This is a genomic window from Vibrio sp. 2092 (assembly GCF_033339635.1).
Taxonomy (GTDB): Bacteria; Pseudomonadota; Gammaproteobacteria; order Enterobacterales; family Vibrionaceae; genus Vibrio; species Vibrio alginolyticus.
This window is the reverse complement of record NZ_JAWOUY010000014.1, coordinates 84,147-105,365: the sequence shown is the minus strand read 5'-3', so window position 1 is coordinate 105,365 and position 21,219 is coordinate 84,147. Positions and strand designations below refer to the sequence as shown.

The following is a 21,219-nucleotide window of genomic DNA, read 5'->3' as shown; positions in this document are numbered from 1 at the left end:
CAAATTCCTATGTAAACGGCAAAAGGGCCGTAATTCATCTTGCACAGATGCTATCACCTGCCAAAAATAGGCGGAAAAGTGAAAAGGAAACTACTCGTGATGATTCGAATTTCTCGTTGTAACGGCTACAAAAAAGGATTGAGAGGGATGACATTGATCGAATTACTGGTAGCTGTAGTGATTGTCGGGATCATTGCTGCGATCGCCTACCCTTCTTACACTAATCATGTAATCAAGTCTCATAGGACGGTTGCCTTGAGCGATCTTAGTCGAATTCAGCTAGAGCTAGAGACATCTTATGATGGTGGGTACGACTGGAGTCATATTCTCTCTGGAGGCACATGCACTCTATGTGACTCAGACACAAATAGATTTTCTTTCGATATTGCGAGCTCTGCAAGTACGGCCTATACCATTACAGCAACAGCAAAATCGGCTCTGGGACAAGACGACGACGAGTGCTTGACTGGTTCTAAAACGATTACTTTAACGTCAACAAATGTCGAAGAACCAAGTGATTGCTGGAATTAGGAAGAACACCGAGATGCAAAAAGGCCTGCATTTTAGCAGGCCTTTGTATTTGTGCTTTTCACTAACGTCTTAGCTGGTTAAATCATCAAAGAACTTTTTCACACCGTTGAAAAAGCCTTCTGATTTAGGCTTGTGCTTTGTCGCCGCTTCACCACCACAAGACTCTTCAAACTCTTTGAGCAGTTCTTTTTGGCGTGAGCTTAGGTTTACTGGTGTTTCAACAACCAACTTAACAATAAGATCACCAACACCGCCACCGCGAACGCCTTTCACACCTTTACCACGCATACGGAACATACGACCTGTTTGCGTTTCTGAAGGCACTTTTAGGCTTACGCGACCATCTAGGGTTGGTACTTCAACTTCACCACCTAGAGCTGCCATCGCAAAGCTTACTGGCACTTCACAGTATAGGTTGTTGCCATCACGCTCGAAGATATGGTGCTCTTTCACGTGCACTTGTACATACAAGTCACCCGCTGGTGCTCCCATTTCTCCCGCTTCACCTTCGCCAGATAGACGAATACGGTCGCCAGTATCAACACCTGCTGGGATCTTAACGTTAAGTGTTTTTGTTTTCTGCTTACGACCTTGACCATGACACTCATTACAAGGGTCTTTAATGATTTTACCTTTGCCGTGACAGGTAGGACAGGTTTGTTGCACTGCGAAGAAGCCCTGGCGCATCTGTACTTGACCATGACCATGACAGGTACCACATGTTTCAGCAGATGAACCTTTCTTCGCGCCACTACCATCACAGGTATCACAGTGTACTAGTGTCGGTACTTCGATCTCTTTCGTTACACCACGAACCGCTTCTTCTAGCGTCAATTCCATGTTGTAACGTAGGTCAGCACCTCGCTGGGCACGGTGGCCACCACCGCCACGACGACCACCACCAAAGATGTCACCGAATACATCGCCAAAGATGTCGCCGAAATCAGCACCGCCGCCGCCAAAGCCGCCGCCACCGAAACCACCGCCGCCTTGTTCAAAAGCAGCATGACCGTATTGGTCGTACGCCGCTTTCTTTTGAGGGTCGGTCAGAACTTCGTACGCTTCTTTTACTTCTTTAAACTTGTCCGCCGCAGAATCATCACCCTGGTTTCGGTCTGGGTGGAATTTCATCGCTAGACGCTTATACGCCTTTTTGATATCGCGCTCTGAGGCATCACGGCTTACGCCTAATACTTCGTAAAAATCACGTTTTGACATGTTCTTCGTCACCAGTTAATTACTACAAACGGCATCGATTCACCGCTTGGTGTTTGTATCGTTCTAGGTAAGTGCACTTGTCTGCAACATACTTAACTAGAAAGACAGCGTTTACAAACAGACGGGCGTAAGAGTTGCCCCAAACGCCCGCACACGAAGTCTTATCGACCCCAGATGGCTATGCAACCATCTGGTTAAGAAATATTATTTCTTGTCGTCTTTAACTTCTTCGAACTCAGCATCTACAACGTCGTCTTCTTTAGACTGTGCACCTGCGTCAGCACCTTGTGCTTGCTGCGCTTGAGCTTGTTGTTGAGCGATTTCCATCAGCTTTTGAGAAGCAGTCATTAGTGCTTGAACTTTAGCATCGATAGCTTCTTTGTCTTCGCCTTTACGTGCTGTTTCTAGCTCAGAAATTGCTGCTTCAATCTTCTCTTTCTCTTCTGCAGGTAGCGCTTCACCAGCTTCTTCTACTTGCTTACGAGTACCGTGAATCATTTGGTCAGCTTGGTTACGTGCAGTCGCTAGCTCTTCGAACTTCTTGTCCGCTTCTTTGTTAGCTTCTGCTTCTTGAACCATTTTCTCGATGTCTTCATCGCTTAGACCGCCAGAAGCTTGGATAGTGATCTTCTGCTCTTTACCAGTCTGCTTGTCTTTCGCAGACACGTGTAGGATACCATCCGCATCAAGGTCAAAAGTAACCTCGATTTGTGGCATACCACGTGGTGCAGGCTGGATGCCTTCTAGGTTAAATTGGCCTAGAGACTTGTTGTACATCGCTTGCTTACGCTCACCTTGTAGAACGTGGATAGTTACCGCGCTCTGGTTGTCTTCCGCTGTAGAGAAAACTTGGTTCGCTTTAGTTGGGATAGTTGTGTTCTTCTCAACTAACTTAGTCATCACGCCACCCATTGTCTCGATACCTAGAGACAGTGGAGTTACGTCTAGTAGTAGTACGTCTTTAACGTCACCAGCAAGTACACCACCTTGAACTGCAGCACCCATTGCTACTGCTTCGTCAGGGTTTACGTCACGGCGCGCTTCTTTACCAAAGAACTCAGCAACTTTCGCTTGAACCATTGGCATACGAGTCTGACCACCAACTAGGATTACGTCAGTGATGTCGTTTACTGATAGGTCAGCGTCAGCTAGAGCTACTTTTAATGGCTCAAGAGAGCGTTGTACTAGGTCTTCAACTAGAGATTCTAGTTTTGCACGAGTCACTTTAATGTTCATGTGCTTAGGACCAGTTGCATCTGCAGTAACGTAAGGTAGGTTTACGTCTGTTTGAGAAGTAGAAGAAAGCTCGATTTTCGCTTTCTCTGCTGCTTCTTTAACACGCTGCATTGCTAGTGGGTCGTTTTTAAGGTTGATGCCTTGCTCTTTGTTGAACTCATCAACCAAGTAGTTGATTAGACGGTTATCAAAGTCTTCACCACCTAGGTGAGTATCACCGTTAGTTGCTAGAACTTCGAATGTTTTCTCGCCTTCAACTTCATCGATTTCGATGATTGAAATATCGAATGTACCACCACCAAGGTCGTATACCGCGATAGTGCGATCGCCGCCTTTCTTATCAAGACCGTAAGCTAGCGCAGCTGCTGTTGGTTCGTTGATGATACGTTTAACTTCTAGACCTGCGATACGGCCAGCATCTTTTGTCGCTTGACGCTGAGCATCGTTAAAGTAAGCAGGTACTGTGATAACTGCGCCAGTTACTTCCTCACCAAGGAAGTCTTCAGCAGTTTTCTTCATTTTCTTAAGAACTTCAGCAGAAACCTGAGGAGCTGCCATTTTTTGGCCTTTCGCTTCTACCCAAGCATCACCGTTGTCAGCCTTAACGATTTTGTAAGGCATGATTTCGATGTCACGCTGAACTTCTTCGTCTTCAAAACGACGACCGATTAGACGCTTAATTGCAAATAGCGTGTTTTCTGGGTTAGTTACTGCTTGACGTTTCGCTGGTTGACCTACTAGCGTCTCACCGTCAGTGTAAGCAATAACCGATGCAGTAGTACGTTCGCCCTCTGCGTTTTCAATTACACGTGGTTTGTCGCCGTCTAATACAGCAACACATGAGTTAGTAGTACCTAAGTCAATACCAATGATTTTACCCATCTGGCTATCTCCGAATAAATTCTATTTTCGTTTGGTTATAACCCCAATGTGGGGGGAGGAGAATCGGGTTTCAACCCTTGCTCACAAACAAAAATAATCAATGTTTGCTTCTCTATGCCACATAGATAAGGGCGGCAAAATGCTTTTCAAGGGCAGAATTAAAAAAAAGCGTCTTTTTTCGAAATTTATGTGTTTCTTTCTGATTAGTTGGGAACTCGTCACACTGCTGTAGCGCAACAAAACGTCATTTCCCAGATAAATTTATTTATGTCCGACTCTTCCTAAATAAAAAACGAGCTCATAAGAGCTCGCTTCAATATTAGGGTTAAAATAAATTATTCAAGGTATTAGGCGTTCGCTTGAGCAGGCTCAGCATCAACACCTTCTTCTTTACCGATCTCACCTTCTGTTTTTGCAACAATGGTGTTCACTGCCGTGTCGCCGACAACGTTAGATGATGTACAGAACATATCATTAATACGGTCGACCGCTGCAATGATTGCTAAACCTTCAGGTGGTAAACCTAGTTGGTGAAGCAAAACGCCTACCATTACCACGCCGCCCCCAGGAACACCGCCAGCACCAATAGATAACAGAAGAATAGTTAAGCCAAGTGTGAAGATGTCTGCGGTGTTAATTGGCTGGCCAAAAGCGTTCGCAACAAACATCGTTGCTAGAGCAATATAGATAGAAACACCAGACATATTCATCGTTGCGCCCAGTGGTACACCGAAGCCAGCAACCGATTTAGAGACCTGAAGCTTTTCTGTCAGTGTGCGCATCGTTACCGGGATAGTCGCGTTTGAGCTCGCGGTAGATAGAGAGAAAAGAATCTGCTCACGAGTTGCACGTAGGAAAGTCTTTGGAGAAGTTCCTGTCGCAATACTCACTGCCATTGGGTAGAAGAAGAAGATCCAGAACACCAACATCGCAACCACCAAAGCCACGTAACCGGCAACGGACATTAATGTATTGGCGTTTAGCGTTGCACCTAGTTGAATCATTAGTGCGAACACACCATATGGTGCAAGACTCATCACTAATCCAACCAATTTCATCATGATTTCATTTGCCATTTTGAATGTGCGAATAGCTGGGCCACCACGAGAATCCAAAGCTTGAATTGCAAGCCCCGTCAAAATTGCCATAAAGATGATTTGCAGCATGTCGCCGCTAGCAAACGCTTGTACAGGATTGCTAGGAACAATGTTAACAACTAAAGAGAAAATGTCCGGCGTCTCTGTCGTTGTCAGCTGTACAGCCTCAGATACCGTTCCTGCTAGATTAGCGCCCACTCCTGGCTGGAAGATCAAGCCGACAGTCAAAGCCGCCGTAATCGCAATGATGGTGTTAAGAATGTAAAGGGTAAAAGTTTTTCCACCAAGACGACCAAATGCACTGATATCTTTCAAGTCAACAATGCCGCATACGATTGAAACGTAAACTAAAGGAACAACAAGCAATTTGATCAGTGAGACGAACATGCCGCCAACACCTTCTGCTGCTCCAAGTAGGTATGTATCAAAAATCGCAATACCGCTAAATAAGTACTGAATTGCTGTCCCCAACACAAGGCCGGCAAACAAGCCTATAAAAATCTTACTAGAAAGCGATTTATCCATTATAAATCTCCGATATGTTGTGTTTACTATTTACATTTTTGTAGTTATATATGCTTACTTTTAAAGCATTAGTCGCAAATCATACACACCGAAGTTACAAAATAAAGTGATAATTTACATTTTTGTTAACGAAATTATTTTAGAAAAAATGACTATATTTACATTCCTATGCAGAATAAACATTCACACAGCGAATGATTACAATCACTTATAGTCCTTTCCGTTAATAAACACGCAGCGAGATGAGAGAAAATCTCCTATAGGAAAATAATTAACCAATAGGAAAAAATATGAAGGGGATCAAATTTTCATTTATCGATATACAACGAAGTTCGATGCAGTCATTTATGTTTAAAACAAAAAAGCGCCCATCAAAAATGATGGGCGCTTTTATATTTAAAAAAACAGGGAGTTAAAGTTACTTAGCAACCATTACCATTGCCGGACGAATCACACGACCGTTTAGTTCGTAACCTTTTTGCATAACAAACATAACAGTGTTTGATTCATGATCAGGGCTCTCCTGAATCGACATCGCTTGATGGAACTCTGGATTGAATGCTTCACCTTCAGGGTTGATTGCTTTCAAGCCAAATTTCGCGACAACGTCTACAAACGTTTTATGTGTTAGTTCAACGCCTTCTAGGAACGGCTTCACAGTTTCATTCTCTGTATCTGCCGCTTGAATTGCACGCTCTAGGTTATCAATAACAGGAAGCAGCTCTTCTGCAAACTTGTTCAACGCAAACTTACGTGCTTTATCGATCTCTTGCTCAGTGCGACGACGCATGTTTTCTACTTCAGCTTTAGAACGCAACACCGCATCTTGTTGCTCTTTTACTTTTGCCTCGCTAGACAATAGTGCCGCTTCTAGTTGAGCAATCTTAGCGTCTGTCTCATCACCAAGCTCTTCAAGCTCAGCTTCAACTTCTTGTGCTTCAGCTTCTACTTTTTCAGCCTCTTCGATGATTTGATCAAGCTCTTCTTCTGTAACTTTGTTTTCTTCGTTGCTCATGATATCTCCAGAATTCAACATAATGCCCTTAAAGCCATGCGCGTTTTTGCGGGCTTTAACCACATAAAAATTCGCATATTTAGGTGACTTGCCATTATTATGGGGATGAAGATTCCTGATTCAAGCCTCTTTAATGCGGAAATGCTATGAAAAATCCATGTAACGTGATCGCGATTATCGGAAAACCAAGAGATCAACAAGCAATTCAAACTCATAAAGAGTTGTACCAATGGTTGACCTCTGAGGGCTATAAAGTATTCATTGACGATCGCCTTGCCGCAATACTGGATGATATCCCACAGAGTCAGTTTGCTAGCTTAGTTGAACTAGGAAAAAATGCCGATCTAGCCATTGTGGTTGGTGGCGATGGCAACATGCTAGGTGCAGCAAGAATTTTATCCCGATTTGATGTACCAGTTATAGGCGTGAACCGCGGAAATTTGGGCTTCTTAACTGACTTGAACCCAGACGACTTCCAAGCGTCTCTGCAAGCGGTACTCGACGGTGAGTACATTGAAGAGGAGCGTTTTCTTTTAGAGGCGGAAGTACACCGCCACGGACAAATAAAGAGCCATAACGCTGCGCTAAACGAAGCCGTACTTCACCCAGGGCAAATTGCTCATATGATTGAATTTGAAGTGTATATTGATGAAAGCTTCGCCTTCTCTTTACGGGCCGACGGTTTGATTGTCTCCACTCCGACTGGCTCGACGGCATATTCACTTTCTGGCGGCGGCCCAATTCTTTCTCCTAGCTTGAATGCCATTTCACTCGTGCCAATGTTCCCGCATACATTGTCGAGTCGACCTTTGGTGGTTGATGGAAAACGTCGAATTAAATTGGTGGTATCACCAGAAAACCGTGGAACACAAGAAGTTAGCTGTGATGGACAAGTCTCACTTCCAGTTACCCCTGGCGACGAAATTCACATCTATCAAAGTCCAAATGTACTAAAGCTCATCCATCCAAAAGACTACAGCTACTATCACGTCTTACGGAATAAGCTTGGCTGGTCTAGTAAATTGTTCTAACACTTGTTACTCAGGGCAATAACTTCAATAAAAAAGCCAGCAGCTTAATTGCTACTGGCTTTTGGCTTTCTTAGACAAGAAATAGACACAAAGTAGTGAGGCGACACGATATTTGTCATCATTAAAGAGAAGCTTATAAATTTTGATCCTGTGGGCAAACTTTACACAAAAGATAGAAAAGCAAATTCAATGATCTATGTCCGGTGATATTCTCACCATGAATAGAGTATTAACTCTATTTCATACAATCAATAAAGGACATATTATGAAGAAAACCATCATTCTGTCTGTTCTCAGTACATTAGCACTTATTGGCTGCCAATCAGAGGAAACGCAAGTCAACAGTGTATCCAACGCAAAAGCGGAAGATATCACTAAGACGAAGCGTGCCCTAGCTCAACAATTGAGTGAGAACTATGCTGCCATTGAACCCATGTTGAGAAGAGATATTACTCCACAACAGACTAACGTGTCTGTATCAGCATTTGTTAAGCAAAACCCTAACTCAGAGTTCAGCCGCCAGCTTGTACAAGCTGACACTCAAATTCGTAGCTGGAAAGGTATTTCTGAATACTCTGATCAGTTGTTAGAAGTTCGCTTGGCAAATGAAGCCATGATAACAGCATGGCAAAGTGGCGAGGTCGAGCCATTATTTGCATTTGAACCAAGTGGTGATGATGAGAATTGGCAATACATCGAAGCATTTGATGTTTATGGCAACATCCATCAACTCGATGTTTACCAGCTCCCTGAGGTACCTGTGCTTGTCGTTGATAACAATAGCTCTGCAGAGCTAAAAGCAGGCTTGCAAGCTATGCAAGCTGAGATGAAAAAACTCGGTCAACCAGCTTTAGTTCAACCATATATTGCTGATGAACAACGCCAAAATACACCGCTATTGTCAAATAGCGAAGCGGCTCCAATTCAAACCACGCAGTTGAAAAAGATCCGTCTAGCCGATGACAAAGAACCTTGGATCTCTGGCAAGGCAGAAATCTACGCTATCGTAACGGGCGTCAATCCAAGTCGTGATGAACCTACTCTCGATTTGGTGGAGCTTCCATACTTAGACTACGATAACCAAGATTACTATCCGAATCAGATCATTATTCACTGGTCTCGTTACCGCTGGGGTGCGGCAGACATTGTGCTCATGGAGCAAGATGACGGCACAGACTATAAACAATTGGCAAAACTCCTTGTTCAAGTTGCCGAAGAAGTATTGAAAGCGATTCCAGATCCAGAAGTTCAGGCTTACGCGATTATTCCGCAAATCACGAACAAGATCATCGACACTATCCCCGATGGTGTACTCACGAATGATGATGACTTCGTCGACGTTTACTACACTCTAATGCAAGATACTTCATACGTAGATCACCCAGGTGCAGGTGTGAATGCAGTCGTCACACTAGAACCACTAACGATTAACCCAACTCGTCCGTAACCTGTTCAATTTTAATGAGTCGTTGTAATCACATCGGCTCATTTTTCCCACTTCATCACAAAAAAACAGCCTACAAAGAAAATTTTCCTTACCTGACTTTACTGTATAAAGAAACAGTATATACTGTTCTCTTATACAGTATTGTTCAGTTATACAGGTAAATAAAATGCTGGCTCATCTAAGTGTTAATAATTTTGCGATTGTTAAGTCTTTACAACTCGAGCTTTCTAAGGGCATGACCACCATTACAGGTGAAACAGGCGCGGGTAAATCCATTGCTATCGATGCTTTAGGGCTCTGCTTAGGCGGACGAGCCGATGCCGGCATGGTGCGACAAGGTGAAGAGAAAACCGAAGTTAGCGCCGCTTTTTTATTGGACAACAACTTACATGCAACACGTTGGTTAGAAGATAACGATCTGCTAGATGGCAGTGAGTGTATTTTGCGTCGTAGTATCACAAAAGAAGGCCGCTCAAGAGCCTTCATTAATGGCAGCCCTGTTCCACTATCACAACTCAAATCTCTAGGGCAGCTACTTATCAATATCCATGGGCAGCACGCTCATCATCAATTGATGAAAAGTGAGCACCAAATGGCCATGCTCGACCAATATGCTGGGCATTTAAACCTACTAAAAAGCACACGAAGTGCTTACCAGCATTGGCGTCAGGCGGATAATAACCTCAAGCAGCTAAAAGAAAATAGCCAGCAAAACCAGGCGCAAAAACAGTTGCTTGAATACCAAATCAAAGAACTGAATGAGTTATCGCTAGGTGAAGAAGAATTTGCAGAGCTCGAGCAAGAGCATAAACGACTATCCAACAGTGGTGAACTCGCCACTACCTGTCAGCAAGCCATCGAGCTTATTTACGAAGGTGAAGAAGTCAATGCGCTTGGTATTTTGCAATCGGCCAATCACTCCCTAATTCAATTAGCCGAATTAGATGAAAAGCTATCTGAGCTACCTAACATGCTGTCAGAAGCGATGATTCAACTTGAAGAAACGAAGAATGAATTACGCAGCTACTTAGATGGCATCGATGTTGATCCAGCTCGTATGGCTTATGTAGAAGAACGTTTTTCTAAAGTGATGTCTGTAGCTCGTAAACACCACGTAATGCCAGAAGAACTCTACCAGCATCATCAAGATCTTCTGGCCCAAGTAGAAGCGTTAGATTGCTCCGATGAACGTTTAGATGAACTTGCTCAAGAAGTAGAACACAAGTACCAAAGCTTTCTAACACAAGCAGAAAAACTGCACAAATCACGCAGCCGTTACGCAAAAGAACTGAACAAACTGATCACACAAAGCATGCACGAATTGAGCATGGAGAAAGCAGTATTCAGTATCGAAGTTAGCAATGACAACACGCACCCATCGCCGCTTGGCATGGACAGCGTGTGCTTCTTAGTATCGACCAACCCGGGACAACCATTGCAACCTATAGCAAAAGTTGCGTCAGGCGGTGAGCTATCACGTATCTCTCTAGCTATCCAAGTGATCACCGCTCAGAAAGTAGATACACCAAGTTTAATCTTCGATGAAGTGGACGTAGGTATTAGTGGCCCAACAGCTGCCGTAGTGGGCAAAATGCTACGCAAGCTTGGCGAATCTACTCAGGTATTGTGTGTCACTCACCTCCCTCAAGTTGCCGGATGCGGCCATCAACAAATGTTTGTTGCTAAGCAAACCAAAGCAGGCCAAACCGAAACCCAAATGCACGCATTAGATGAACAACAACGTGTGGCAGAATTAGCTCGCTTACTTGGTGGTAGTCAAATAACCGACTCAACGTTGGCAAACGCAAAAGAACTGCTTATCGCCGCTTAATAAATCGACAAGGGATGAGATATGGATATCAGAGCAATACACAAAACCAACTGCTTAGATCTCATCCCTATTTTTATTGAGTTAGAACATTACTACTTCAAAGAAAAAGCTTCATCAAAACACGATCTGGTCCATTATCTAAAGAGCCAAGTCTTCTCTGAACATTCTGGTGTTAATATCATTGCGGTTTACGATAATGATGACGTCGTAGGCTTTGCATCTTATACCGTCATGTTCCCTGCCCCAAAACTCTCAGGGCAGATGTACTTAAAAGATCTGTTCGTATCTTCGAAGGTTCGAGGAAAAGGGGTTGGTCTCAAGTTAATGAAGTATCTGGCATCTTTGGCGATCAAGTGTGGATGCCAAAGGTTGGACTGGACAGCTGAAAGTAGTAACCCTACCGCAGGTCAGTTTTACCGCTCAATTGGTGCAACACTAATTCATGAAAAAGAGTATTATCGTTTTTCAGGTGATGCATTACGCGAATTCGCCAAAACCGACTAACGAGTCACTAGGCTTTGCTCACCGCTGAAAGCGTCCATCACCCTACTTCCGATTGAAATTTGCTCTTCGTCACCTAACTAATACGTCATGTGGTGACATTTACCGCCTAATATCGGTGAATAAATGCAACTCAACTCAAAATTCGTTGTCAGATTGTCTACCATACGACGCATAGCTTTTTACATCTGCGTCGAGCTTGTTTATTATCAGCGCAGTATTTTAAAGGTTACTAAGAAATTATTATGCAATTAAAGAAGTGGTTAGTTGCCGTACCATTAGCAATGACATTGCTGACAGGATGTTCGGTATTGGAAAGACTGGTTTATCGTATTGATATCAACCAAGGCAACTATGTAGAACAAAGTGCGGTTGATAAATTAAAGTTTGGGATGACTAAAGCACAGGTTCGCTTCGTATTAGGGTCGCCAATGCTTATTGAAAACGGCTATCCAAACACTTGGTATTACATCTATCATCATACTCCTGGCCATGGCGAACCAGTACAGAAAGATCTGATTGTAAACTTTAATGGCCAAGGCACACTCGCAGACATCAGTGGTGACTTTCCAAAAAGTGACGCATTTTACGAGCAAATTCAGTAAACTGACTTTTGCAAAAAAACCTCCCGTTTGGGAGGTTTTTTATTATATAGAAATCACGTTAGTCAAACTTTGAGTAACTCACATGAGCTATTGGGTTTATATTAATCCTGCTTATTTTTACGTACAGAACTAGGCTTGCCACCGGTGACAGGGTCTGCACTCCCCTCGGCTTTAGCCTGCTCCGCCCGTTTACGGCGAATCTCTTTCGGATCGGCGAGTAACGGACGATAAATCTCTATTCGATCTCGATCTCGAACGGTCGCATCTAACTTCACGTTACGACTAAACACACCCACTTTGTTCTTGGACAAATCAATTTCAGGGTACAACTCCAATACACCGGATTGTCGAATGATCTCTTCTACCGTTGCGTGATTATTTACCACTAAGTTAAATACACGCTGTTCATGAGGAAGAGCATAGACAACCTCAACGTGAATCATATCTGACTCAATACTCATAACACTCGTAGACCTGTTTTGCGCGTTTAGTAAATGCATTTACCATATTACTAGTAAGCTCGTTAAAAATCTTACCGAAGGCCATCTCAATCATTTTACTTGAGAATTCAAACTCAAGCTTTAGTTCAACCTTGCAAGCTTGTTCATCTAGCGCGGTAAAAATCCAACCACCACGCAACGTCTTAAACGGGCCATCCACCAAGTTCATCATAATTGCCTGACCGGGGATCAACTCATTTGAAGTCGTAAACGTTTTGCTGATTCCAGCCTTCGCCACATCGACAGAAGCCACCATACCATTCCCCGAAGACTCAATGATTCTAGAGCCCGAGCAACCAGGCAGAAATTCAGGGTATTTAGCAACATCATTAACCAGATTGAACATCTGTTCGGCGCTAAAAGACACAAGCGCAGAACGGCTGACTTGCTTCATACATACTCCTATCGATACATGTACAGATTTAAAGCTACTCGCCAATTTTACTTTTATTCCACGATTGCGCAAATAAAAGGATTTCCTATCCGATATCCAACCCGTATAATGACGCTATTATGGCAAAGAAAAAAACGAAACAAAAAGCGGGTAGCAATACTATCGCGCTGAATAAAAAAGCTCGCCACGAGTATTTCATCGATGATGAAATCGAAGCTGGCTTGGAGCTCCAAGGTTGGGAAGTGAAAGCCCTTCGCCAAGGTAAAGCCAATATTTCTGAAAGTTACGTATTTATGCGTGACGGTGAAGCCTTTGTGAGTGGCATGACAATCACTCCTTTAAATCAGGCATCGACACACGTTGTGGCGAACCCTACACGTGTGCGTAAACTACTAATGAGTCGTCGTGAGCTGGATAACCTATTCGGACGTGTAAACCGTGAAGGTATGACATTAACGGCCCTCTCACTGTACTGGTCTCGCTCTTGGGTGAAACTAAAAATTGGCGTAGCAAAAGGTAAAAAGCTGCACGATAAACGTACGGATCTAAAAGAAAAAGACTGGGCAAGAGAAAAAGCACGCGTAATGAAGAGCGCGCTGCGTTAATCTTGACCACTTAAACGCATAGTACTGGACAGCCAATGCTTTTCTGTTACTATGCGAATATTACCTGGGGCTGATTTAGGATTCGACGGGAATTCAGAAGTCTGAGGTGCATGCCGAGGTGCGGTAGGCCTCGTTAACAAACCGCAAAAAAATAGTCGCAAACGACGAAAACTACGCACTAGCAGCTTAATAACCTGCTAAGAGCTCTCTCGCCCTAGCTTCCGCACGTAAGACGGGGATCAACGAGGGATCAAACCCAAACGCGCTAGCCCGGATTCTCCCGCCTGAGAGATGAACGGCGAATTTTAATTCAGGCTAGTCATTCATTAGCGTGTCGGTTCGCAGGTGGGTGGCGAAATTAAAGATCGACTAAGCATGTAGTACCAATGATGAACGGTTTTCGGACGCGGGTTCAACTCCCGCCAGCTCCACCAAACGTTTGGAAAGGGCGGTAACTCTCTGAGTTATCGCCCTTTTTGTATTCGCCACTTCAATATTAGGCTGTTTGTACTACATTTTGGTACTAAAACATGCGCTATTTATCTATTTCAAAATCTGGCATTTGGCAGTTTCGCTATCAAATCCCATCTGAGCATCGACACTTATTTGACGGGCTTCGTGAAGTTAAACGATCGCTAAAAACATCATGCAAAGATAAAGCTACGCTTTTAGCATTAGAACTAGAGATACAGGTTCGTCGCACCATCATATCCCCGACTGCAACCACAGCACCAAAGCAAGTCAGACCCATTCATAACGAAAAAAAGCACCCACCAGTAAAACAGAAAAAGCTTAAGGTGTTATGCCCAGAAAAGATGCTAGAGCGCTTTTGTCTCTATAAGGCTCAGCATATTTCTCCTAAGGCCGTTGGAATGCTGAAAGCTAAGTGCAAAACCGTTCTTGATTTAGTTGGAAAATCCCATCTCCCTTTAATTCGCAGACGCGATGCAGAAGACGCAGTGCAGCTATTGCGACATTACCCCGTAAACATGAAGAAACACCCCCAGTTCAAAGGCCTAACAGCCAAGGAGGCGGTTAAACTCAATAATAGCCTTAATATGCCTACACTCAGTGAAGAGTCGGTAAAAGATTATTGTCAGAAAACGTCAGGATTCTTTGAGTGGTGCCATTTGAACGAATTTACTGATATCAACCCATTCAAAGCAATTCGCTTCCGAAAGCAACGTAAAGATAGTGAAGCCAAAAACGCATATGCAAAAACAGACTTACAGAAAATTTTTAGTACAGAAATTCATGCGAAGGGAGACTTCAGGCATCCCTACTACTACTGGCTCCCTCTCTTAGCTTATTTTACAGGTGCTCGGCAGAATGAACTGTGTCAACTCTACAAAGCGGACATTTATCAACAGAGTGGTATTTGGGTGATCCGAATTGATGACCGATATGAGGGACAGAAACTAAAAAATGTAACGAGTCGTCGCATTATCCCAATTCACCGACAATTAATAGAACTTGGATTCATTAAATACCTACACTCAATCAAACATGAGCGTGTGTTTCCTGAACTGAAAAATTCACGAGATGGTTTTGGTAGCACCGCCTCTAAGTGGTATGGACGCTTTAAAACCAAACTTGGTTTTGGCAAAGGACATGACTTTCATTCTTTCCGTCATACGGTAGCGACACAACTTAAACAAAAGCAAATTTCCCATATTGTGGCTGGTGCGATACTAGGTCACACCTTGAATAACATTACCTACGACCGATACGGGAAGGATCTAAACATTGAGCAAGTGATGACTGTCGTAAACCTGATTGATCCCCTCCCTTTAGATAAGGTGAAAAACTATTCAACTGAGTGACCCTAGCGACCTCTTAAACAATTATGTGGCTTTAATTTTGGGCGTGATTTCACGCCCAAAAAAAACAAACTCATTCGCTCATTCTTTCAGCAATCAGCTCAAGAAAACCAAATAAACAATTTAAAAACAACAATTTAAAAAACAAGTTGCAGTTAAATATGGATACATGTATGTGATTAATAGGTTGCTAGTTTTTTTTCTTTACGGCCGTGAAAGACCTTCTTAGATTGATTGGAAAGCAATTGATAATTAGGAACTATTATGAATTTATCCTCTTCTGTGGCACAAAGCTTACGCTCTAATTTCAGCGATAACGTAAATCTCGAAGCTATCCTCAGTCTTAAAATACCAGTGCAACGAAGCCATAAGACACTAGAACCACTAACAGGTGTCAAACTACTAGATGCTTATACTGATTCACGCATCAAACTCGGCAAATCTAAGCTAAAAAACATCCAGCAGGATCATGAACTTCTTACGAGAGTATTGCACCTCATCGGCTTTGATGACTTAAACGAGCTTGATCGTTCAGGCGCTGAGAATGTTCGAGACGCCTTGAGCTACTACCCCACAAACGCAAAGAAACACTCTGAGTTTACGGGACTAACAGGGTACGACGTAATCTTCAAAAATGCAGCGTTGCCAAAGCCTAAACCATGTCTTTCCCTTACAACCGTCAAAGGGATAATCGAAAAGTTCTCTACTTTTCTTAACTGGAGCAAAGCTCATGGATACGTTAAGGACAATGTATTTTATCGACTTCCAAAAAAGAGTGAAAAAGGTGGAAAGAAACGCCTATGCTTTTCCGACCACCACCTTGCTGCCATTTTCAACATGACAGACTACAAATCTCATCGCTACCTTCATTCTTATTACTACTGGGTACCACTATTGTTACGTTACACAGGGGCAAGGCTAAATGAAATCTGCCAACTAATCTTTGATGATGTAACTCAAGTTGATGGTGTTTACTGTCTTAAGATTAGGGAGAACTTCGAAGGGCAGAGTGTCAAAAATAGTTCATCTATCAGATTAGTACCAATTCATGACGGTCTAATTGCAAAAGGCTTCTTAGCATTCGTAAATTCAAAGAACAAAGGTCGCCTCTTCCCAGAGCTACCACTTATTAAAGAGTACTACTCACACAATGCTTCGAAGTGGTTTCAACGCCGTAGGAATTCATTGGGTTTAGGTAAAGGGTTAGATGCACACTCTTTCCGACACACGTTCATCAATGAGTTGAAACAGTTAGGTGTTTCTAAAGAGATTATAGAGTGCATTGTTGGCCATAAACATAATTCTGAGTCGTTTGATACGTACAGTGAGCAATACCATCCTAGAATTCTTGCTCCTGTTGTTAATATGATAGATACGAGCCATACCGAACATATTCGCCCATATAATTTAGCGTGATATCTATTTAAACAGCACCACCACAACTAAAAAATATGTTATTAACCCATATATTTGGGTGAACGGCTTCGCTCACCCAAAATTTACTGAAAGTTTATTTAATGAAAAAAAATACATTGGCAACACTCATTGAACTCGCTATCAATGAGGACTTAGATAATATTAAACAGAACGCTGCTGAGAGCGTTTTTATCTTTGACCGTTTAGTTCTCAAAGGACAGTCAAGTACTCTTTTTGCACCACCGAATGCTGGCAAGACCTTATTAATCATCAACCAACTGAAACAAGCTCATGCAGCAGGTCTTACTAACGATCTATCGGTCTTTTATATAAATGCTGATGATACTCAAAATGGAGTTATTGAAAAAACTGAAATTTTGGAAAGTATTGGGGTTCACGTGCTTGTTCCCGGATATAACGGCTTCGAATCACATTCTCTATTAGCCATCTTAGACGGATTATCTGATGATGATGCAGCAAAGGATGTTGTGATTATTGTGGATACTCTTAAGAAGTTCGCTGACACAATGGACAAAAAAAATATGCGTAGATTTGGTATCACTGTCAGAGATTTTGTTATGAAGGGGGGAACCTTTATCGGTTTAGGTCATACCAACAAAAATCGAGATGGCGACAACAAACTTGTCTATTCTGGGACATCAGATCTTATCGAAGACGTAGATTGTATTTACATGATGGACATTAAATATGACAATACTGATGAAAATGGAACCCAAACAAAACACATTCAACTGATAAACCAAAAACTCCGTGGTAATAATGCCCTTGAGCTGACCTTCGCATACCAAAAAGCAGAAAGTTTGAAGTATGTTGATATGATAAATTCTGTTCGCAATATCGATGAAAATACGCATACAAAGGCAAAATCTTTACAAGATGAAGTGTTTAAATATAATGATTATCTTGATAAGTACCCTGATGCCGTTTCATTAATAAAGTCTGTTTTAGATGGCAATAAGATGGATAAAACGGAATTAAGAGATTTTCTTTTAAAAAACACAAAATATGGCCGTGACAAGTGCGCTGAAATAATTGACCGTGTATCCGGTAAGCTCATCAACTTTGAGGTTAGCGGAAAAACAGGGCGAAAGAAAATATATTACCTTATCAACAACGCTTAACTGGCATCAGTTGATTCCGTTTTTTACGTTTATTTAATTAACTGAAAGAACGGAATATCCTAAAGCATGAGCCAGCCATAAACTGGCTCATCCACTTCACTCAAAAAACTTTAAGCTGATTCAACCAGCCCCTTCATCACAAAAAACACTTCCTTACCCTTTATACCCACTCAACATATCGAAGATAACCCGCGCAAATTGTTTGGTTTTGTTCGGGTCAGACAACAACTGCATCATTTGTTCTTGGTGCGCCTCGTTGCTATTCAAAATCGCATCATCAATCGCACGTGGGAAGTCGCCCAGCATGGCTTGCTCACGCGTGTTATTGGCGATTTGACTCATAACTGTTTCGTTCTCTGTGAGCTTGTCACGCACCGTAAAGGCATAATTGATCATGTCTTTGTCGGTTAGGTTGTCGGTAACAAACACCTCGTTCAATCGCTCAATTATGTGAGAGAGGAACTCTTCTTTCTTATCCTTTGGCTTGGCAGTGCCAACATCGTTGCTTGGGTGCAACTTGTACTCTGGCGTATTCTCTTGAAGCTGAATGTCCTGCTGACGGATCTTCGACAGACGATAGTGGCTCATCACCACATTACCAAGGTCAAGTTCATCCTCTTCAATAACCTTCTCGCGCAGCATTGGGCGAAGGTGGAGTGCATACAGGCTCAGTTTCTCTAGCTCTTTATCGTCATAATCGACAATCTGCGACATAAACTCATAGAAGCGAACAAAGCTGCCTAAGTCTTTCTTGAAGATCTCTAGGCGATCTTTCTCCTGCTTACACTCTTTGAAGGAATTCTCCGCATTAGCGATTAACACGGCATCGTCTGTTCTCTTGGTGCGTTCAAACACGTTTTTAGCGTGAATGTATGCTTCTACCGCAGAAGTATAACGCTTGCGCCAACGGTCTATCGCTGGCTTACAGATATTACTGATAGCCGCATTAGATTTGTTCTTGGTAAAGAAGGCATCAACGAATTGATCTACCTCCGACCATAAGAATATACCGCTAGCACGCAGCTTCTCTGATAGGTCAAAAATCTTGTCAGGGTCAGTGACATCCTCCAGCTCTGCCACTTGATAATAAGGCTGGAAAGCATCAAGAATATCTTGCGGATCGTTATGGAAGTCGAGCACGAAAGTACCGCATTCTGCTTTCCCCGGATAGATACGGTTGAGGCGAGAAAGTGTCTGTACACACTCAACGCCAGCCAGCTTCTTATCTACATACATTGCACAGAGTTTCGGTTGGTCAAAGCCTGTCTGGAACTTGTTGGCAACCAACATCACTTGATAGTCATCGGTGTTGAAGGCTTTGCGCATCTCACGACCTTTAAGATCAGGGTTCATGTTGTGCTCAGTAAATTTCTGATCCATAAACGCCGTGCTGTCTGGGTCGGCGGCATTAAATTCCACTTCTCCAGAGAACGCGACCATCGCACGAATCCCCGCATAACTATTTTCTGCCACGTATTTATCAAAAGCCAACTTGTAGCGTACTGCTTCTTTACGAGAACTAGTAACCACCATCGCCTTAGCTTGACCACCTAATAAACCCATCACGTTCTTTTTGAAGTGCTCAACAATCACCTTCACTTTCTGCGAGATGTTGTGATCATGCAGGCGCACCCAGTTGTTGAGTTTCAGCTTAGCTTTGCCTGCATCAACCTCTTTATCTTCCGCTTCCAGCTTCTGTTTGAGCTGATAGATAACTTTGTAGTTAGTGTAGTTTTTCAAAACATCAAGGATAAAGCCTTCCTCAATCGCCTGACGCATGGAATATATATGGTAAGCCACTGGCAAGTTACGTTTAGAAGCTGGTTGCTCTGGGTCAGGTCTGCGCCCAAACAACTCCAAAGTTTTTGGCTTTGGTGTGGCGGTAAAGGCGTAGTAACTCAGGTTGGCACTGCCTCGACGAGCCGCAACGGTGGCATCAAGAATATCTTCTGAGGAAAGTTCGGTATCATCATTGGCTTCATCCGTCATCAACACTTCTTTGAGCTGGCGAGCCGTTGCACCTGTTTGTGACGAGTGCGCTTCATCGGCAATAATGGCGTAACGACGCTCTTTGAGTGACGTTGAATTCTCAATCGCCTTTAACACATGCGGGAAGGTTTGAATTGTCACGATGATGATAGGCTGTGAGGTTTCCAGTGCCGTCGCCAGCTTCTCTGATTTAGAGCCATCGCCCTCTTTGCGGTTGATGCGTCCCACTACACCATCAGCATGTTCAAACTGATAGATGGTGTCTTGTAACTGATCATCCAACACGGTGCGGTCAGTCACCACAATCACCGAATCAAACTGCTTGTTGCCATTGGCATCATGCAAAGTCGAGAGTTGGTGCGCTGTCCAAGCAATCGAGTTCGACTTGCCCGAACCTGCACTGTGTTGGATCAGGTATTTATTGCCTGTGCCCTCAACAATGGCTGCTTCAACCAGCTTGGTTACTACATCCCATTGATGGTAACGCGGGAAGATCAGGGTTTCTTTCTTGGTTTTACGCCCCTCCCAATCTTCCTTTTCTTCAATTTGAAGATGGATAAAACGCCCGATGATGTTGAGCAGGTTGTCTGGGGTTAGAACCTCATTCCACAGGTAATCAGTCGCGTAGCGGTTTTCATCTTCGGGAATGTCATTGCCCTTGCCGCCATCATGCGTGCCTTTGTTAAACGGCAAGAAGAATGTCTCTTCACCCGCGAGCTTGGTTGCCATGTAAACTTCATACTGGCTTACCGCAAAATGCACTAAGGCACCGCTTTTAAAGCTCAATAGCGGCTCTGGCTTTTTGGTGGCTGGGTCTTTCGGTAAACGGGTTAGTTTATATTGCGCAATGGCGTTTTCTACTGCTTGTTTGAACTCAGATTTCAACTCAAGAGTAGATACTGGCAAGCCGTTAACAAACAGCACCAAGTCAATGCGCCAGCGTTTTGCTTGTTTTCCTGTTGCTTCTAATTCAGCTTGCGTTGCATACGGACTGTAGACCAGCTCAGGCACAATACGGCAGATGTTTTGCTGATAACGCGCTAAGGTTTCAGGGTTGAGGTTATGCTCAGGCTTAAACTGACACAATTCAAAACGGGCATTGCGGATTTTCAAACCATGACGAAGCACGCCCAAGGTACCAAAGGTACGTGACGCACGATCAGTGGCGCTCTCATCGGCTTTCTTAAGCTGCGTCACCAAGGCATCAAGGAAGTGATGCTCCGAGTCGGTCGGGAAGACTTTGCAGAACTTCTCCCACTCTTTCGGCTGGGTCTGTTTGATAAAGGACAGCACATCCACGTCGTACAATGCCGATTCGCGGTTGTAACCCTCGCCAGTACCTTGCACCCAGCCATTGGCCACCATGTGGCTGATGATGTCGTCCTGAAATACCCGTTCTTGTGTAGTGTCTTTCATAACCATTCTTCTTATTCT

The 21,219-nt window shown here is 43.3% G+C and carries 17 protein-coding genes and 1 other RNA gene; 11 read left to right on the top strand and 7 right to left on the bottom strand.

Going from position 1 to position 21,219, the window contains the following annotated elements:
* Window positions 1-99: 99 nt before the first annotated feature.
* Window positions 100-531, top strand: a complete 432-nt coding sequence (locus R7P80_RS20825) for a type IV pilin protein (RefSeq protein WP_104978840.1) — start codon at window positions 100-102, stop codon at window positions 529-531.
* Window positions 532-600: 69 nt separating this feature from the next.
* Here the strand turns inward: R7P80_RS20825 and dnaJ are convergent, their stop codons facing one another.
* From dnaJ to grpE, 4 genes are all read right to left on the bottom strand, one after another.
* On the bottom strand, window positions 601-1,749 hold the full coding sequence (gene dnaJ, locus R7P80_RS20820; protein ID WP_005381620.1) for a molecular chaperone DnaJ: 1,149 nt from the start codon (window positions 1,747-1,749) through the stop codon (window positions 601-603).
* 204 nt (window positions 1,750-1,953) lie between these two features.
* The gene (gene dnaK / locus R7P80_RS20815) at window positions 1,954-3,867 is read right to left on the bottom strand and encodes a molecular chaperone DnaK (RefSeq protein ID WP_005381623.1); all 1,914 of its coding nucleotides are present in this window, start codon (window positions 3,865-3,867) and stop codon (window positions 1,954-1,956) included.
* A gap of 347 nt (window positions 3,868-4,214) precedes the next feature.
* Window positions 4,215-5,489, bottom strand: a complete 1,275-nt coding sequence (locus R7P80_RS20810) for a dicarboxylate/amino acid:cation symporter (protein ID WP_053350256.1) — start codon at window positions 5,487-5,489, stop codon at window positions 4,215-4,217.
* A 418-nt stretch (window positions 5,490-5,907) separates the two neighbouring features.
* Window positions 5,908-6,504 (bottom strand): nucleotide exchange factor GrpE, encoded by a 597-nt coding sequence (gene grpE, locus R7P80_RS20805; protein WP_021034134.1) that lies wholly within the window; start codon window positions 6,502-6,504, stop codon window positions 5,908-5,910.
* Between the two features lie 146 nt (window positions 6,505-6,650).
* Between grpE and nadK the strand changes: the two genes are divergently transcribed.
* The 5 genes from nadK (at window position 6,651) to bamE (ending at window position 11,919) form a co-directional block, all read left to right on the top strand.
* On the top strand, window positions 6,651-7,535 hold the full coding sequence (nadK, locus tag R7P80_RS20800; RefSeq protein ID WP_005381631.1) for an NAD(+) kinase: 885 nt from the start codon (window positions 6,651-6,653) through the stop codon (window positions 7,533-7,535).
* Between the two features lie 265 nt (window positions 7,536-7,800).
* Complete coding sequence (locus tag R7P80_RS20795; RefSeq protein ID WP_017820586.1) at window positions 7,801-8,982, top strand: DUF3103 domain-containing protein; 1,182 nt, start codon at window positions 7,801-7,803, stop codon at window positions 8,980-8,982.
* Between the two features lie 166 nt (window positions 8,983-9,148).
* The gene (recN, locus tag R7P80_RS20790; RefSeq protein WP_005381634.1) at window positions 9,149-10,813 is read left to right on the top strand and encodes a DNA repair protein RecN; all 1,665 of its coding nucleotides are present in this window, start codon (window positions 9,149-9,151) and stop codon (window positions 10,811-10,813) included.
* 21 nt (window positions 10,814-10,834) lie between these two features.
* Window positions 10,835-11,317 carry a GNAT family N-acetyltransferase gene (locus tag R7P80_RS20785; protein WP_005381636.1) on the top strand — a complete coding sequence of 161 codons (483 nt, stop codon included), beginning with the start codon at window positions 10,835-10,837 and terminating at the stop codon, window positions 11,315-11,317.
* A gap of 242 nt (window positions 11,318-11,559) precedes the next feature.
* Window positions 11,560-11,919: an outer membrane protein assembly factor BamE gene (gene bamE, locus R7P80_RS20780; protein ID WP_005381639.1), complete on the top strand. Its 360-nt coding sequence runs from the start codon at window positions 11,560-11,562 to the stop codon at window positions 11,917-11,919.
* Between the two features lie 101 nt (window positions 11,920-12,020).
* Here bamE and R7P80_RS20775 read toward each other — a convergent pair whose 3' ends face one another.
* Window positions 12,021-12,380, bottom strand: a complete 360-nt coding sequence (locus R7P80_RS20775; protein ID WP_005381640.1) for an RnfH family protein — start codon at window positions 12,378-12,380, stop codon at window positions 12,021-12,023.
* Window positions 12,370-12,813 (bottom strand): SRPBCC family protein, encoded by a 444-nt coding sequence (locus R7P80_RS20770; protein WP_005381641.1) that lies wholly within the window; start codon window positions 12,811-12,813, stop codon window positions 12,370-12,372. Before R7P80_RS20770 ends, R7P80_RS20775 begins: the two co-directional genes overlap by 11 nt.
* 119 nt (window positions 12,814-12,932) lie before the next feature.
* On the opposite strand from R7P80_RS20770, the gene smpB reads away from it, so the two are divergent.
* The 5 genes from smpB to R7P80_RS20745 all read left to right on the top strand — a co-directional run bounded on the left by smpB (window position 12,933) and on the right by R7P80_RS20745 (window position 17,796).
* Window positions 12,933-13,418, top strand: a complete 486-nt coding sequence (smpB, locus tag R7P80_RS20765; RefSeq protein WP_005381642.1) for an SsrA-binding protein SmpB — start codon at window positions 12,933-12,935, stop codon at window positions 13,416-13,418.
* A 66-nt stretch (window positions 13,419-13,484) separates the two neighbouring features.
* Window positions 13,485-13,852: a transfer-messenger RNA gene (gene ssrA, locus R7P80_RS20760) on the top strand.
* 96 nt (window positions 13,853-13,948) lie between these two features.
* Entirely contained in the window at window positions 13,949-15,241 is a 1,293-nt protein-coding gene (locus tag R7P80_RS20755) for a site-specific integrase (RefSeq protein ID WP_005381643.1), read from the top strand.
* Window positions 15,242-15,502: 261 nt separating this feature from the next.
* On the top strand, window positions 15,503-16,654 hold the full coding sequence (locus tag R7P80_RS20750; protein ID WP_225491894.1) for a site-specific integrase: 1,152 nt from the start codon (window positions 15,503-15,505) through the stop codon (window positions 16,652-16,654).
* A gap of 101 nt (window positions 16,655-16,755) precedes the next feature.
* Complete coding sequence (locus R7P80_RS20745; protein ID WP_225491893.1) at window positions 16,756-17,796, top strand: helicase RepA family protein; 1,041 nt, start codon at window positions 16,756-16,758, stop codon at window positions 17,794-17,796.
* A 153-nt stretch (window positions 17,797-17,949) separates the two neighbouring features.
* On the opposite strand, the gene R7P80_RS20740 is transcribed toward R7P80_RS20745, so the two are convergent.
* Window positions 17,950-21,201, bottom strand: coding sequence for a type I restriction endonuclease subunit R (locus tag R7P80_RS20740; RefSeq protein ID WP_225491892.1), 3,252 nt, complete (start codon window positions 21,199-21,201; stop codon window positions 17,950-17,952).
* Window positions 21,202-21,219: the final 18 nt, after the last annotated feature.